Genomic DNA, 15,880 nt, shown 5'->3' with positions numbered 1-15,880 from the left:
TTTGTCATCAAAAGGTAAAACAAGTGTTTACTGGTTTGATGACAAAGGTGTGACAGTACTTTTGACTGATACTGCACCGGCATTCGGCGATTTGCAAGCAATGTCTTTCTTTACCGCGACAAGATAGCTCTCAAAGAGCTGCGCAGCATGGCCCCAGCTGAAGTCCAGGGCGCGCAGGCGGGCTTCATGGCGCGGCACGGCCAGCGCGCTGTAACAGGCCTGTTGCAGATCAGCGTCCATGACACCCCCGTGACAGCTTCCGTCCTGCTTGCCCAGTACCTCCAGCGGCCCGTCGACCGGGTAGGCCGCCACCGGCGTGCCGGCGGCCATGGCCTCGAGCATGACAAGGCCGAAGGTTTCCGAACGGCTTGGAAACACAAACACATCGGCTGCCGCATAAACCTTTGCCAGCTCGTCCCGGGGCATGACCCCCATCCAGCGGACCTGCGGGTAACGCTCCTTGAGCGAGGCTTCAAGCGGCCCGACGCCGCAAACCACCTTGGTGCCCGGAATGTCCAGCTTCAGGAAGGCATCTATGTTTTTTTCATAAGACACACGCCCCACAAACAGGGACACCGGCCGCGCCAGCGTGCCCATGGGCGGGTACAGGCGCGGCTGCGGCTGGAAGGTGAACAGCGCCGTGTCAACACCATGCGTCCAGCTGCGCAGGTTACGAAAACCGCGTTGCTCCAGCATGCGCAGCACGCCGTTGGTCGGCACCATCACGCCAGAAGACGGTTTGTGAAAATGCCTGAACAGCGCATAGCCCCATGACAGCGGGACTTTCAGCGCAGCGTTGAGGATTTCAGGGAACTTGGTATGAAAGGCCGTCGTGAAACTCAGGCCGCGTTTGATGCAGTAGCCGCGCGCCGCCCAGCCCAGCGGGCCTTCGGTGGCGACATGGACAGCCTCCGGCTGGAAAGCATCCAGCTTTTCCGTCAGCAGGCGTTTGGGCGCAACAGCCAGATCAATGCCGGCGTAGCCGGGGCATGGCCGGGTCCGGAAAAGCCCGGGGTGGATTACTTCAACGAGGTGCCCGAGCTGCTCCAGCTCCCGCACCAGTTCCACCAGCGTGGTGACCACGCCATTGACCTGGGGCTGCCAGGCGTCGGTTATCAGTGCGATCTTCATGCGTTGTCCTAAGCGGTGACCGTCGATGCATGGTGGCCACGGCCCTGGGTTTCATGGGCCGGCGCCCAGTGGACCAGTTCCAGTGAACCGTCGAAGTTCTCGACCAGCGCGGTGCGGCTTTCCACCCAGTCGCCGTCGTTGCAGTACAGGACGCCGTTGATGTCGCGCATTTCGGCGCGGTGGATATGCCCGCAGACCACGCCCTGGTGGCCGCGGCGGCGCGCCTCGTTGGCCACGGCCACCTCGAAGTCGGTCACGTAATTCAGCGCGCTCTTGACCTTTTGTTTCAGGTAGGCCGACAGCGACCAGTACGGCAGCCCCATGCGGGCACGCAGGCTGTTCAGGTAGCGGTTAAGTTTGAGTGTGAATTCATACAGGTTGTCGCCCACATAGGCGAGCCATTTGGCGCACTGCACCACCGCGTCGAAATAATCGCCGTGGATGATCCACAACTGGCGGCCGTCGGCAGTGACGTGGACGGCCTCGTCTATGACTTCAATGCCGCCAAACTGGTTGCCAATAAATTCACGCGCAAACTCATCATGGTTGCCGGGCACATAAATAACACGGCAGCCCTTGCGCGCACGCCTGAGCAGCTTTTGCACCACATCGTTGTGCGATTGCGGCCAGTACCAGCGACGGCGCAACTGCCAGCCGTCCACGATGTCGCCCACCAGGTAAAGGTTGTCGCTGGGATGGGCCTTCAGAAAGTCGAGCAGGGCCGCGGCCTGGCAGCCGGGCGTGCCCAGGTGCAGGTCGGAGATGAAAATCGTGCGGTAACGCTTGCGCAGCGAATCATCGTCGTCATGCTCATGATCGCGCCCGTCATCCGGCAGAAAACCATTGCCCGAGCCGTTGCCCAGCGATCCCATGGCGTCAAACTTGTTCCGCATCAGACCTCCGCCGGCCTGGAGGTGAAGTGCTTCAGGTAGCGCGGCGGCAGGTCGGCGATGCGCATCATCATGGGCAGGTCCGCCGAGTTGAAGTCCGGGTCCCAGGCCGGCGCACCCAGCACCCTGGCACCCAGGCGCAGGTAACCGCGAATCAGCGCGGGCGGCTCCACATCCAGCGAATCGTCGAGCTGCTCCACCGGCAGGGCCAGGCGCGGCGTGACGCGGTACTCGATGGGCGCCAGGTGGGTTTGCCGCAACTGGCGCCAGATGCTGGCGGCGGCGTGGCCACTGGACACACCGTTGTGCTGCATCGGGATGCTGGCGCAGCCGATCATGGTGTCCAGCTGGTTGCGTGCCATGAATTCGGCCAGCGCACCCCACAACGCCAGGATCACGCCGCCGTGCCGGTGGTCTTCATGCACGCAGCTGCGGCCCAGCTCGACCATGCGCTCGCGCAGGGAGCGCAGGCGGGTCAGGTCGAACTCGGTGTCGCTGTAGGTGCTGCCTGCACGTTTGGCCTGCGTCGGCGTGAGCACACGGTAGGTACCGATCACCTCGTTGCTGGCCTCGTCGCGCACCAGCAGGTGTTCGCAGTAGTCGTCAAACAGGTCAATGTCATGGCCGGCCAGGGTGTTGGGCAGGTTGGCGCCCATCTCCAGCGCGAAGACCTGGTACCTCAGGCGCTGCGCCTGCCGGACCTCGTCCTGGTGGCGGGCCCAGCTGACCGTGATTTTGCCCACGGCAGGCCTTTGAACAGCGGCGGGAATGACAGCATGACCGCTTTGATGAAGTGACCCCCGTGGCATTGCGACTGGCGACAATGCAAAGGTTGGATTGGGCAGTTCTTTCATGGCTAACTCCTTGTTTTCTGGTGTCTTGAAAAACTTCTGAATTCCTGTCTGTCTATCCATCGGCTCTGGCTCCAGTTGCTTGTGCCGTAAAAAAGCCCCGATGGCGGGGCTGATGGACTGGAAACCTAATCACTGGCGGTCGGCAGACCCGCCTGAGCCTGCCCGCCGCCCGCCAAACCTTCCAGCCAGGGCCGGGTACCCGCCTTGAAACGCAAACCGCCGGGGCTGTTCGCCATGGCCATGGCGGTGCAGCGCAGGATGCGAAGGCACTGCTGGTTGAAGTCATGGATGCCCGCGCCCAGGCTGCGGCCGGCAGGCTGTTCATGCGTGCCTTGCCAGGTCGGTTGCTTTGATTCGTGTCCCACTGCAGTCCCCTTGTTGTTTGCCATTGACAAGGATTCTGGAATCCGGGGGTGACGCGTTCATGTCAGTTCAATGGCAGTTGTGTGACACGACTGGACGGCGCCTGACAGATGGGAGTTGCGGCGGATCGCTATAAAAAGAATAGCTGGTTGCGCCCGTAACTATTGGGCCACGAGCGTATTTCATGCCTGAAAATGGCTGTTTTTTGGCATTTGGACGAGTCGGACGGCTCGCTGCGAGCCTGGTTTTTGGCCAAGGCTGCCGTTTTTTATGTAAAAAGGGCTTGAGGTCCAATAAAACAGCGCGCAGGCAGCTCCTGAATCGATAGCATCCGGGAATGCCTTCCACGCCGACCGAAGCGCCGCAACGGGGCGCCCCGCGAAATACCCGCGACGCCATGACCGACGGCGACCGCACCAGTTTGTACCGGTGTATGCCCGGGTAGCTGGCAGGCTATATGGCGCGCTGGTTCACCCGTTTGGACAAGGCCTCGGCGCTTTCCTTGCGCTCGCTGTAGCGGTCCGTGAGCCAGGGCGATGCGCCGCGCGTGAGCAGGGTGAACTTCACCAGTTCCTCCATCACATCCACAACCCTGTCGTAGTAGGCCGAGGGCTTCATGCGCCCGGCCTCGTCAAACTCAAGGAAAGCCCTGGCAATCGACGACTGGTTGGGGATGGTCAGCATGCGCATCCAGCGGCCCAGCACCCGCATCTGGTTGACGGCGTTGAAGGACTGCGAGCCGCCCGAGACCTGCATCACCGCCAGCGTTTTGCCCTGCGTGGGCCGGACCGCGCCGCTTGAAAGCGGTATCCAGTCAATCTGCGATTTCATGATGCCGGTCATGGCGCCATGGCGCTCGGGCGAGCACCAGACCATGGCCTCGGACCATTCGGCAAGCTGCCGCAATTCCTGCACCTTGGGATGGGACTCGGGCGCGTCATCGGGCAAAGGCAGGCCGCTGGGGTCAAAGGTTTTCGTCTGCGCGCCCATGGCCTGCAGCAGGCGCGCGGCCTCTTCGCTGGCCAGGCGGCTGTAAGAGCGCTCGCGCACCGAGCCGTAGAGCAGCAGGACGCGTGGTGCATGGCTTGCAGGCGCGCCGGACGGCAGCCCTGCGGATGGCTGCAAGAAAAGTGCCGGCTCAATATTCGGCACATCAGAGGCGGTGGCCGCTGCTGGGTCAGTTCCCGGCAATGCGCTCTCCCCGCTCATTGACGACCTGCTCGCCGTCTTCCTTGGCAAACGCCCCGCGCTGCGGCAGCGGCAGGATGTCCAGCACGGCCTCCGACGGGCGGCACAGGCGCGTGGCCAGCGGCGTCACGACAATCGGCCGGTTGATCAGGACCGGATTGGCCAGCATGGCGTCTATCAGGACCTCATCCCCCACCGCTGCGTCATCCAGGCCGAGTTCCTTGTACAGCGCTTCCTTTTGCCGCACCACGTCACGCACCGGCACGCCCATTTGCGCGGCCAGGGCCTTGAGCTTTTCCCGCGTTGGCGGCGTCTTCAGGTATTCAATGATTTCGGGCTCGACGCCGGTGTTGCGTATCAGCGCGAGCACATTGCGCGAGGTGCCGCACTTGGGGTTGTGATAAATCGTGATGCCGGACATAAACCAGACTCCTTGCTTGTTTGAAAACCGTTCAGGACAAAATCAAAATCATTGCCTCAATTCAATTATTCAATTATATTTGAATAATGGAATCAAAATCACCATCGCCCCCCGCGGGCCAGCTGGATGAAGGCGCCGCCGTCAAAGCCCTGGCTGCGCTGGCGCAGGCGCAACGCCTGCGGGCGTTCCGTGCGCTGGTCGTTGCGGGGCCGGACGGACTGACACCGGGCGCCATGGCCGGGCAGCTGGGCGTTGCACCAAGCGCGCTGTCTTTTCACCTGAAGGAGCTGGCCCATGCCGGCCTGGTGAGCAGCGAAGCCCGCGGCCGCAACCTGATCTACCGCGCCAGCTTCGGGCAGATGAACGCCCTGCTCGGCTACCTGACAGAGCACTGCTGCGAAGGCCAGCCCTGCGAGGCCAGCCCGCCGGTCACCTGTGCCGTTTGCTGAAGCACCGCAGGCCATCGGCCTCTTCTGCCAGGCTCTTTATAAGACACTTGTACCCTCGCCCTTTGCCGGATGGGCGCATCCAGCTATATTTTCGATAGCAACAGACTACTCAGACAAAAACGGAAACACGACGTGCTTGCAGCTTCACTTATTTTTTTGCTCACCATCACCCTGGTTATCTGGCAGCCGCGCGGCCTGGGCATAGGCTGGAGCGCCATGCTTGGCGCGATACTGGCATTGCTTTTTGGCGTGGTCCAGCTTGCCGACATTGCAGTGGTGTGGCACATCGTCTGGAACGCCACCGCTACGTTTATCGCCATCATCATCACCAGCCTGCTGCTTGATGAAGCCGGCTTTTTTGAATGGTGCGCGCTGCATGTGGCACGCTGGGGGAAAGGCCGCGGGCGCTGGCTGTTTGTGCTGATCGTGTTGCTGGGAGCTGCGGTTTCTGCCCTGTTTTCCAACGACGGGGCGGCGCTGATCCTGACGCCCATCGTGATGGCCATGCTGCTGGCGCTCGGCTTTAGCGCCAGCGCCACGCTGGCTTTTGTAATGGCTGCAGGTTTTATTGCTGACGTTGGCAGCCTGCCGCTGGTGGTGTCCAACCTGGTGAACATCGTCTCGGCCGACTTCTTCAAGATCGGCTTTGCCAACTATGCGGCGGTCATGGTGCCGGTGAACATCGCGGCCGTCCTGTCTGCACTGGCTGTACTGCTTTTTTACTTTCGCCGCAGCATTCCGCAGGCCTACGATGTGGCACAGCTCAGGCAGCCCAAGGAAGCCATCCGTGATGTCGCGACTTTCCGCATGGGCTGGGCCGTGCTGGCAATGCTGCTGATCGGTTTTTTCGGACTTGAGCCGCTGGGCGTCCCGGTCAGTGCCATCGCGGCGGCCGGTTCACTGCTGCTTCTGGCAGTAGCCGCGCGTGGCCACATCATCAGCACACGCAAGGTGATGCGGGAAGCGCCCTGGGAGATTGTTGTCTTTTCGCTGGGTATGTACCTGGTGGTCTACGGCCTGTCCAACCAGGGGCTGACGGCCTACCTTGCGGGCTGGCTGGACGTCTTTGCACACGGCGGCATCTGGGGCGCTGCGTTTGGCACGGGCTTTCTCACCGCCTTGCTGTCTTCGGTCATGAACAACATGCCCACTGTGCTGATTGGCGCGCTCTCAATTGACGCCACACATGCAAGCGGTGCAGTCAGGGAGGCCATGGTCTACGCGAATGTGATCGGCAGCGACCTCGGCCCCAAAATCACTCCTATAGGCTCCCTGGCCACTTTGCTGTGGCTGCATGTGCTGGCGCGCAAGGGCATGACGATTACCTGGGCCTATTACTTCAGGGTGGGTATCGTGCTGACAATCCCCACCCTGGCCGTGACGCTCGCGGCGCTGGCCTTGCGGCTGAGCCTGGCAGGATGATTAAAACCGGACACCGGCCGACAGCCGCAGCATGTCCTGCGGCGTGAAATTGACTTTCGGGTCCCAGGCCATACGCACAAAAAAACGCGGCCAGTCATAACTTACCGACAAGCCAAGGCGCTCAACAGGCTGGCCCGCTACCAAGCCCTTCTTGGACAGCAAATCCAGCGTCAGACGTTGTTCGTCCCCGACTGGCGTACGCCACACCAGGTGCACATGCTGCTGGTCGGGGTTGAGCCGGTTGTCGCGCACCACCTGCAGCGCCAGCGAATTGCTGTCGCTCCAGCGGTAGCCGCCCGAAAGCATCCAGGCGTCGTTGGGATCGAAATTAAGATTGACGTAATTGCGCAGATTGGTTCGCCCCAGGCCAACCCCGGCAAACCAGCTTGTACCGGTCTCCAGCGCGGCGCTACCGCCCCAAAAACCGCCCGACGCGACCTGCAACGAAGGCATGAAACGCAGCGCCCCAAGTTTGAAGCTGCTGTCCCAGCCCGCTCGCGCTTGTCTCACGTCCTGCACCGGCGAGCGAAACCAGCCGATCCAGGCATTGCCAAAACCCGCCGTGGCGCGCAAATTGACATCCAGCCCCGGCCCCGAAGGCAGGCCGCCGCCCGACAGCTGGTACAGGCCGGTGGTGAATTTGTAGGCCACCGGCTGCGTGCCATCCACTGCCTCATCAGCCGCAAAAACAGCACCGGACAGCAGCAGCGCCACGGCGCACAACATACAGTGGGTAAAAAATGAAAGAAATGGCTTCATGAAGTCAAAGCGGCATCAGCCATTTCTGCAAAAACTGCGCGCTCCCCATGGCCGGATCCAGCTGGTAAGCGGCAAATCCGGCACGCTCATAAAGACGGGCGGCGCTGCGGTTGCCCTGCAACACTTCCAGCGTCAATTTGCAGGCGCCCCGCTCGCGTGCGATCTGCTCGACCAGTGCCAGCATCTGCTCGCCCACCCGCCGGCCCCTGTGGCTTGCCAGCACCACGACATCATGCACGTTGACCAGCGGCCGGCAGGCAAAGGTAGAAAAGCCCTCAAAACAATTGACCAGCCCTATCGCCTGCTGGCCATCAAAAGCCAGCACGCTGAAAGCCTGCGGCCGGGCCGCGAGTTCCAGAGCCAGATCCGCCTTGACCTCATCAGCCAGCGGCTGGCCACCACCGGCCGTGTCCTGCGCATACGCATCCAGCAAGCTGACAAGTGCATGGGCATGCGCGGAGTCACCGTAGTCGGCCCGGCATATGCGCAGGGACGGGTTGGCGGCTTCAGGCATCAATGCATTAAAAACGTGTCAAACCTGCACGGCGTCCGACAGGCGCTCGGCACAGGCCAGCGCCTGCCCGGCATCGCGCGCCTCGACCATCAGGCGGAGCAGCGGCTCGGTGCCGCTGGCGCGTATCAGCACCCTGCCGGTGTCGCCAAGTTCGGTTTCAATAGCCAGCGTCTCGGCTTTCAGCTTTTCGCTGCTGCGCCAGTCCTGGCCGGGCTTGAGCCGCACATTGATCAGCGTCTGGGGGAACAGCACCACATCACCGAGCAACTGGGCAATGGTTTTGCCGCTGCGCACGCAGGCCTGCAGCACCTGCAGCGCACTGATCAGGCCATCACCCGTTGTGTGTTTGTCCAGCGCCAACAGATGGCCGGAGCCCTCGCCACCCAGCAGCCAGCCGCGCTTTTCAAGCTCTTCAAGCACATAACGGTCACCGACCTTGGCGCGGACAAACTCAACGCCCTTGCGTTGAAGGGCCACTTCCACGGCCATGTTGGTCATCAGCGTGCCGACGGTGCCGGGGACTTTTTCGCCCCGGGCCAGGCGCTCGCTGACCATCAGGTAGAGCACCTCGTCGCCGTTGAAAAGCCGGCCATCGGCATCCACCAGTTGCAGCCGGTCGGCGTCGCCGTCAAGCGCAATGCCGTAGTCGGCCTTGTGTTTTTTAACCGCCGCTATCAGCGCTTCCGGATGGGTCGCCCCGACCTCGTGGTTGATGTTCAGGCCGTCCGGTGCACAGCCAATGGCAATCACCTCGGCGCCCAGCTCATGGAACACCATGGGCGCGATATGGTAGGCCGCGCCGTGCGCGCCATCGACCACGATCTTCAGGCCTTTGAGCGTCAAATCGTTTGCAAAAGTACTTTTGCAAAACTCGGTGTAACGCCCGGCGGCATCGTCCAGCCTGCGCGCCTTGCCCAGGTTGGCCGAGTCGACCCACGCCGGTGGCTCGTTCAATGCAGCCTCTACCGCCAGTTCCCAGGCATCGTCCAGCTTGCTGCCCTGTGCGCTGAAGAACTTGATGCCATTGTCGGGAAAGGCGTTGTGGCTGGCGCTGATGACCACGCCCAGGCTGGCGCGCTGCGCCCGCGTGAGGTAAGCAACGCCCGGCGTCGGCAACGGCCCGAGCAGCACCACATCGACGCCTGCGGAGTTAAAGCCCGATTCGAGCGCGCTCTCAAGCATGTAGCCGGAGATACGCGTGTCCTTGCCAATCAACACCGTTGGGCGCGCCTCGGTGCGCTTGAGCACGCGGCCCACGGCATGCGCCAGGCGCAGCACAAAGTCGGGCGTGATGGGCGCCTGGCCCACGGTGCCGCGAATGCCGTCCGTGCCGAAATATTTTCTGGTCATTTGTTTTGTCCCTCAAAAGTTTTTTATCCGGCGATGTTCGTGATTTTAAAGAGCCGCATTGACCGGCATGGCCATAGCCCACACATTGAGTGCCTGCACGGTTTCGCGCACATCGTGCACACGCACCACCCGCGCGCCGCGCTCCACCGCCAGCAAGGCTGCGGCCACGCTGGGCACCAGACGCTGCGCCACATCCGGCGTGGCGACTGTAACGGCCAGCGACGACTTGCGCGACCAGCCGGCCAGCAAGGGGTAGCCCGTCTCCAGCAGCTCGCGCTGCCGCGCCAGCAGGGAGAAATTCTGTTCCACTGTTTTACCAAAGCCGATGCCGTAGTCCAGCACGATGCGCTGGCTGTCCACACCCAGGGCTTCAAGTTGCGCAGCACTGTCGATCAGGAATGCCCGTACCTGCGGCACCACATCACCCACCATGGGTGCCAGCTGCATGGTGACCGGCTCGCCGTGCATATGCATCAGGCAGACGCCGCAGGCCGGGTGCTGCGCCACCACCGCCCGTGCACCGGCACGGCGCAAGGCCCATATGTCGTTGATGATGTCTGCGCCCAGGTCCAGCACGGCCTGCATGACTTCGGGTTTATAGGTGTCTACCGATACCGGAACACCCAACTGAACCGCATGGCGCACCACGGGCAGCACACGCGCCAGCTCTTCGTCCAGCGGCACGGGTGGCGCGCCGGGGCGGGTGGATTCACCGCCTATATCCAGGATGTCGGCACCCTCTTCAACCAGTTGCGCACAGCGCTCAAAAACAGTTGACAGGCCGCTGCCCGGGGCGAAGTACTTCCCGCCGTCCGAAAACGAGTCCGGCGTTGCATTGACGATGCCCATCACCCTGGGCCGGCCCAGGTCTATTTGGAAACGGGAGGTTTGCCAGATCACAGGCTGCTCGCTGAAAAATCAGTCATGTTCAAAAAAAAAGAAAACCCGGGGCCAGCCCGGGTTGTCAGAGTTCAAGCGCGGCTTCAAACCCGAAGGTCAGGCCACCGTTGGCGCAGGTTCCGTGCTGACTGCCGGCGTCCCGCCGTCAGGGCCTCCACTACCGCCAACCGACGGATTGCGCGGTATCCAGTCCTTGGGTGGCCGGGGCTCCTTGCCCGCAATGATGTCGTCCAGCTGTTCGCCGTCTATGGTTTCCCATTCGAGCAGGGCCTTGGCCATGGCGTGCATCTTGTCCTTGTTGTCCTCAATCAGCGTACGCGCAACGGAGTACTGCTGATCGATGATGCGGCGCACTTCAGAGTCCACCTTTTGCAGCGTGGACTCGCTCATGTTGTTGGTCTTGGTGACCGAACGGCCCAGAAACACTTCGCCTTCGTTTTCGGCGTAGACCATGGGGCCCAGGGCCTCGGTCATGCCGTAACGAGTGACCATGTCGCGGGCCAGCGCCGTGGCGCGCTCGAAGTCGTTGCTGGCGCCCGTGGTCATCTGGTTCATGAAGACCTCTTCGGCAATGCGGCCGCCAAACAGCATGCTGATCTGGCTCAGCATGTACTCACGGTCGTAGCTGTAGCGGTCCTGCGCCGGCAGGCTCATGGTCACGCCAAGGGCGCGGCCACGCGGGATGATGGTGACTTTATGCACCGGGTCGCACTTGGGCAGCATCTTGCCGATCAGGGCGTGGCCGGACTCGTGGTAGGCCGTGTTGCGGCGCTCTTCCTCGGGCATGACCATGCTCTTGCGCTCTGGGCCCATGAGGATCTTGTCCTTGGCCTTTTCAAAATCCTGCATTTCGACCACGCGGGCACTGCGGCGTGCAGCCATCAGGGCGGCTTCGTTGCACAGGTTGGCAAGGTCGGCGCCGGACATGCCTGGCGTACCGCGGGCGATCACGCTGGGGCTGACGTCCTGGCCCAGGGGGACTTTGCGCATGTGCACATTCAGGATCTGCTCGCGACCACGGATATCCGGCAGCGTGACATAGACCTGGCGGTCGAAACGGCCGGGGCGCAGCAAGGCGGCGTCAAGGATGTCGGGACGGTTGGTGGCAGCCACCACAATTACGCCCACATTGGTTTCAAAACCGTCCATCTCGACCAGCATCTGGTTCAGCGTCTGTTCGCGTTCGTCATTGCCACCACCCAGCCCCGCACCACGCTGGCGGCCTACGGCATCGATTTCATCGATAAAGATGATGCAGGGTGCGTTTTTCTTGGCGTTTTCGAACATGTCGCGGACGCGGGATGCACCCACACCGACAAACATTTCGACAAAGTCGGAGCCGGAGATGGAGAAGAAGGGAACCTTGGCTTCACCGGCAATGCTTTTGGCAAGCAGGGTCTTGCCGGTGCCCGGGGGGCCGACCAGCAACAGGCCGCGCGGAATACGCCCGCCCAGCTTCTGGAATTTCTGCGGGTCTTTCAGGAAGTCGACAACTTCCTTGACTTCTTCCTTCGCCTCATCACAGCCCGCCACATCAGCAAAAGTGACCGGATTGGTGGACTCGTCGAGCAGCCGCGCCTTGGATTTGCCGAAGCTGAACGCCCCGCCTTTGCCCCCGCCCTGCATCTGCCGCATGAAATAAACCCATACGCCAATCAGCAGCAGCATGGGACCCCAGCTGACCAGCAGGGTCATGAGCAGCGAGCTTTCTTCGCGGGCCTTGACGTCGAATTTCACGTCGTTGGCAATCAGGTCGCCAATCAGCCCACGATCCAGGTAGGTTGCTGTCGTACGGACCTTGCGGTCATCCGTGGTGGTTGCCGCGATCTCCGTACCGCCCTGGCCTTCCGCGATCGTGGCGGTCTTGATGCGTTTGCCACGCACTTCTTCCAGGAAATCGGAATATCCCAGGTAGCTGGCGCCTGCGCCCGTACGTGTATCAAATTGCTTGAAGACGGTGAACAGCACCATGGCGATCACGAGCCAGATTGCAATTTTCGAAAACCACTGATTGTTCAAGGATGACTCCGATGTAAAAACCCAAAGCTGCTGGGATGGCACATGCGCCTGATTTTAGGCCTTTCAAGGGCCAAAACCGTATAAACCGAACCTTACACCCCTTGGTTTGAAGCGGGTTTAGGCTATTTTTGGCATTTCAGGAGGCATCTTGCCTGGAAGAAGGCTGTACTTTCAGGCCCATGCCCACCAGGAATGTTTCCGAAGATCCTGGCCTGGAGGCCTTGGGCTTGAAGCGTTTGACGGTCCTGAACGTATCCTTGAAAAGCTTGACCATGGGATCGTACGCCCCGCCATGAAAGAGCTTGACGACCAGCGCCCCATCCGCCTTCATGTGATGGACGGCGAAGTCCACGGCCAGTTCGATCAGGTCGCTGATACGCGCCGCGTCTGCGGACTCTATGCCCGACAAGTTGGGAGCCATGTCGGAAATCACCACATCAACCTTTCGGGAACCGGCATTGGCCGCCAGCGCCTGCTCCAGGATTTGCAGCACATCCGGCTCCCTGAAGTCGCCCTGGATAAACACCACGCCCTCGATCGGCTCCATGGGCAACAGGTCCAGCGCCACAATCTTGCCGTTCAGCGTCCCGGCCGCCGCACCTGAAGGCGACAGCTTGCGCCTGGCGTACTGGCTCCAGGCCCCGGGTGTGCTGCCAAGGTCCACAACAATGTCGCCGGGCCGGATCAGGCCCAGGCTTTCATCGATTTCCTTGAGTTTGTAGGCCGCACGTGCCCTGTAGCCCTCTTTTTTTGCGAGTTTGACGTAAGGATCATTGATGTGGTCGTGCAGCCACGCCTTGTTGACCTTGGTGCCTTTGGCGTCCGACTTTCTTGCTGCCTGGGTACCCTGCGGGGCACCCGGCTTTGTATTTGCTTTCATACCGCCGATTGTCCTCTGTATCACCACATCCCCCAACTCACCGATAATCGGGGCATGGCTCAAATACTACTTACCCCCGCCCAGCGCAAAGACCACCGCGCCGAGGCGCATCACCTCAACGCCGTGGTGATGATCGGATCGGACGGCTTGACCGCTGCCGTCAAAAAAGAAACCGATGCCGCGCTCAACGCGCATGGCCTCATCAAGGTGCGGGTGCAATCCGATGACCGTGCGGGGCGCGAGGCGATTTTCCAGACCCTGGCCGACGAGCTCAACGCAGCGCCCATCCAGCACATTGGCAAGCTGCTGGTGCTCTGGCGGCCCATGCCGGAAAAAGAGAAAAAGATCAACGAAGACCGCATGCCCGGCCCCCGGGATGTAAAAGTCCTGAAAAACAGTTCGCGTTACGGCCAGCGGCCTGAAGTCAAGGTCCTGCGCGTGCTCGGCAACCAACGCCTGACGCCGGGCGGCACAGTCAAACGAGCAAAAAAACCCAGGCTGCAGAGCGTCAAGAAAAGAGCCCAGGATTGAGCTGTGCCCGGCACCAGACCGGGCGCCGCATTCTCTTTGCTCTTTATATTCGGCCAGGCCGCCCATAGCTACCCGTCATGACCAACCCACTCCTCGACTTTTCCGACCTCCCGCTGTTCGACCAAATCCAGCCGGAGCATGTAAGCCCGGCGATTGATGAGTTGCTTCTGGAAGCCGACGCAGCACTTGAAAAAGTCACGGCATCCGATTTCCCGGCGAACTGGACGGCCATTGCCGGCACACTGGATGTCGCCACCGAAAAGCTGGGCCGCGCATGGGGCGCTGTCAGCCACCTGAACAGCGTGGCCGACACACCCGAGCTACGCGCAGCCTACAACGCCGCTCTGCCCAAAGTCACGGAATTCTGGACAAGGCTGGGTGCCGATGAGCGGCTTTACGCCAAATACAAGGCGATTGATGTTGCAACCCTGAACACCGAACAACGCCAGGCGCACAAAAATGCCATCCGCAATTTTGTGCTCTCGGGTGCCGAATTGACCGGCACGGCCAAGGAGCGCTTTGCCAAAATCCAGGAGCGCCTGGCCGAGTTGAGCCAGAAATTCAGCGAAAACGCGCTCGATGCGACAGATGCCTTTGCCTGGTACGCAAAAGAAGACGAACTGGCTGGCATTCCCGCAGATGTCATCCAGACCGCCCGGGAGCTGGCAAAAGCCGAAGGCAAGGATGGTTACAAGCTCACCCTGAAAATGCCAAGCTACCTGCCTGTCATGCAGTTTGCAGACAGCAGCGCCCTGCGCGAAACGCTGTACCGGGCCTACAGCACCCGCGCCAGCGACCAGGCGCCTGCGGAGTTCAGCAAATTCGACAACAGTGCCGTCATGCAGGAAATCCTGGCCCTGCGCCTGGAAGAGGCCCAACTGCTGGGCTACAAAAACTACGGCGAGGTTTCCGTCGTGGCAAAAATGGCCAAGTCCCCCGAAGAAGTCGTGGCCTTTTTGCGTGACCTGGCGCATCGCGCCCGGCCTTACGCCGAAAAAGACGTGGCCGACCTGCGAGCCTTTGCCGCCGAACACATGGGCCTCAACGAGCCACAACCCTGGGACTACGCCTATATCGGCGAAAAACTCAAGGAGGCACGCTACGCCTTCAGTGAGCAGGAAGTCAAACAGTACTTCACCGCGCCCAAGGTGCTGGCCGGCCTCTTCAAGATTGTTGAGACCCTGTTTGAAGTCGCCATCCGCAAGGACACAGCCCCCGTCTGGAAACCCGGCGTGGAGTTTTACCGTATTGAACGCGCTGGCCAATTGGTCGGGCAGTTTTACCTCGACCAGCCGGCCCGTACCGGCAAGCGCGGCGGCGCCTGGATGGACGATGTGCGCACCCGCTGGCTGCGCCCGGACACCGGCAAGCTGCAAACGCCCGTGGCGCACCTGGTTTGCAATTTCGCGGATGGTGTGGGCGGCAAACCCGCACTGCTGACGCATGACGACGTGACCACACTGTTCCATGAGTTCGGCCACGGCCTGCACCACATGCTGACGCAGGTCAATGAACATGATGTTTCGGGCATCAGCGGCGTCGAATGGGATGCGGTTGAACTGCCCAGCCAGTTCATGGAAAACTTTTGCTGGGAATGGGATGTGCTCAAGCACATGACGGCCCACGTGGACACAGGCGAACCGCTGCCGCGCGCGCTGTTCGACAAGATGCTGGCCGCCAAAAACTTCCAGAGCGGCATGCAGACCATGCGGCAGGTCGAGTTCTCGCTGTTCGACATGCTGCTGCACACCACCTACAGGCCGTCTGACGACCTGATGGCGCTGCTCAATGACGTGCGCAAGGAAGTCGCGGTAATTCAGGCCCCGCCGTACAGCCGCACGGCACACACCTTCAGCCACATTTTTTCAGGCGGTTACGCTGCGGGCTACTACAGCTATAAATGGGCAGAGGTTCTGTCCGCCGACGCTTATGCCGCCTTTGAAGAAACAGCCGTACCAACAAGCACGGATACAGATGCGGACAGGAGCACGGTAACGGTTGAAACTGGCAGAAAATACCGGCAAGCCATCCTCGAGGCCGGTGGCAGCCGTCCAGCCATGGAATCGTTCAAGGCCTTCAGGGGCCGGGAGCCCTCGATCGATGCGCTGATGCGGCACCAGGGCATGGCCTGAAAATAAAAGGCACCGGACACCCAGCCTGTTGGGGCTGGGCCAAAAAGCAGACAATTTGCGGCAAACGACTTAGGAAA

16 protein-coding genes are annotated in these 15,880 nt (G+C 61.3%); 4 read left to right on the top strand and 12 right to left on the bottom strand.

Annotated elements, in window-relative coordinates; translation table 11 throughout:
* Positions 1-27 precede the first annotated feature (27 nt).
* From ACFQND_RS04875 to arsC, 6 genes are all read right to left on the bottom strand, one after another.
* On the bottom strand, positions 28-1,131 hold the full coding sequence (locus ACFQND_RS04875; RefSeq protein WP_371437795.1) for a glycosyltransferase family 4 protein: 1,104 nt from the start codon (positions 1,129-1,131) through the stop codon (positions 28-30).
* An 8-nt stretch (positions 1,132-1,139) separates the two neighbouring features.
* Complete coding sequence (locus ACFQND_RS04870; protein WP_371437796.1) at positions 1,140-2,024, bottom strand: UDP-2,3-diacylglucosamine diphosphatase; 885 nt, start codon at positions 2,022-2,024, stop codon at positions 1,140-1,142.
* Complete coding sequence (locus tag ACFQND_RS04865; RefSeq protein WP_371437797.1) at positions 2,024-2,875, bottom strand: GNAT family N-acetyltransferase; 852 nt, start codon at positions 2,873-2,875, stop codon at positions 2,024-2,026. The genes ACFQND_RS04870 and ACFQND_RS04865 overlap by 1 nt, the downstream gene beginning before the upstream one ends.
* 125 nt (positions 2,876-3,000) lie before the next feature.
* Positions 3,001-3,240 carry a hypothetical protein gene (locus tag ACFQND_RS04860; protein ID WP_371437798.1) on the bottom strand — a complete coding sequence of 80 codons (240 nt, stop codon included), beginning with the start codon at positions 3,238-3,240 and terminating at the stop codon, positions 3,001-3,003.
* A 451-nt stretch (positions 3,241-3,691) separates the two neighbouring features.
* Positions 3,692-4,447, bottom strand: coding sequence for an arsenical resistance protein ArsH (gene arsH / locus ACFQND_RS04855; protein ID WP_371437799.1), 756 nt, complete (start codon positions 4,445-4,447; stop codon positions 3,692-3,694).
* Positions 4,416-4,847 (bottom strand): arsenate reductase (glutaredoxin), encoded by a 432-nt coding sequence (gene arsC, locus ACFQND_RS04850; RefSeq protein WP_371437800.1) that lies wholly within the window; start codon positions 4,845-4,847, stop codon positions 4,416-4,418. Before arsC ends, arsH begins: the two co-directional genes overlap by 32 nt.
* A gap of 86 nt (positions 4,848-4,933) precedes the next feature.
* On the opposite strand from arsC, the gene ACFQND_RS04845 reads away from it, so the two are divergent.
* Complete coding sequence (locus ACFQND_RS04845; RefSeq protein WP_371437801.1) at positions 4,934-5,296, top strand: ArsR/SmtB family transcription factor; 363 nt, start codon at positions 4,934-4,936, stop codon at positions 5,294-5,296.
* Positions 5,297-5,428: 132 nt separating this feature from the next.
* Complete coding sequence (locus tag ACFQND_RS04840) at positions 5,429-6,718, top strand: arsenic transporter (protein WP_371437802.1); 1,290 nt, start codon at positions 5,429-5,431, stop codon at positions 6,716-6,718.
* Here ACFQND_RS04840 and ACFQND_RS04835 read toward each other — a convergent pair whose 3' ends face one another.
* The 6 genes from ACFQND_RS04835 to ACFQND_RS04810 form a co-directional block, all read right to left on the bottom strand.
* The gene (locus ACFQND_RS04835) at positions 6,719-7,477 is read right to left on the bottom strand and encodes a hypothetical protein (RefSeq protein WP_371437803.1); all 759 of its coding nucleotides are present in this window, start codon (positions 7,475-7,477) and stop codon (positions 6,719-6,721) included. It abuts the gene before it with no gap.
* A gap of 4 nt (positions 7,478-7,481) precedes the next feature.
* Positions 7,482-7,991, bottom strand: coding sequence for a GNAT family N-acetyltransferase (locus ACFQND_RS04830; protein ID WP_371437804.1), 510 nt, complete (start codon positions 7,989-7,991; stop codon positions 7,482-7,484).
* Positions 7,992-8,009: 18 nt separating this feature from the next.
* Positions 8,010-9,341 carry a phosphoglucosamine mutase gene (gene glmM / locus ACFQND_RS04825; RefSeq protein WP_371437805.1) on the bottom strand — a complete coding sequence of 444 codons (1,332 nt, stop codon included), beginning with the start codon at positions 9,339-9,341 and terminating at the stop codon, positions 8,010-8,012.
* 45 nt (positions 9,342-9,386) lie between these two features.
* Complete coding sequence (folP, locus tag ACFQND_RS04820) at positions 9,387-10,241, bottom strand: dihydropteroate synthase (protein WP_371437806.1); 855 nt, start codon at positions 10,239-10,241, stop codon at positions 9,387-9,389.
* Positions 10,242-10,337: 96 nt separating this feature from the next.
* Positions 10,338-12,260, bottom strand: a complete 1,923-nt coding sequence (ftsH, locus tag ACFQND_RS04815) for an ATP-dependent zinc metalloprotease FtsH (RefSeq protein WP_371437807.1) — start codon at positions 12,258-12,260, stop codon at positions 10,338-10,340.
* A 136-nt stretch (positions 12,261-12,396) separates the two neighbouring features.
* Positions 12,397-13,140: an RlmE family RNA methyltransferase gene (locus tag ACFQND_RS04810; RefSeq protein ID WP_371437808.1), complete on the bottom strand. Its 744-nt coding sequence runs from the start codon at positions 13,138-13,140 to the stop codon at positions 12,397-12,399.
* A gap of 54 nt (positions 13,141-13,194) precedes the next feature.
* Here ACFQND_RS04810 and ACFQND_RS04805 point away from each other — a divergent pair, with 54 nt between their 5' ends.
* Together ACFQND_RS04805 and ACFQND_RS04800 are read left to right on the top strand one after the other, a co-directional pair.
* Entirely contained in the window at positions 13,195-13,671 is a 477-nt protein-coding gene (locus ACFQND_RS04805; RefSeq protein ID WP_371437809.1) for a YhbY family RNA-binding protein, read from the top strand.
* A gap of 77 nt (positions 13,672-13,748) precedes the next feature.
* Positions 13,749-15,803: a M3 family metallopeptidase gene (locus ACFQND_RS04800; protein WP_371437810.1), complete on the top strand. Its 2,055-nt coding sequence runs from the start codon at positions 13,749-13,751 to the stop codon at positions 15,801-15,803.
* Positions 15,804-15,880: the final 77 nt, after the last annotated feature.

The sequence above is a fragment of the Polaromonas aquatica genome (genome assembly GCF_042659145.1).
GTDB lineage: Bacteria > Pseudomonadota > Gammaproteobacteria > Burkholderiales > Burkholderiaceae_C > Polaromonas > Polaromonas aquatica.
The sequence above is the reverse complement of the archived record's forward strand: the minus strand, read 5'-3'. Positions and strand labels throughout refer to the sequence as shown.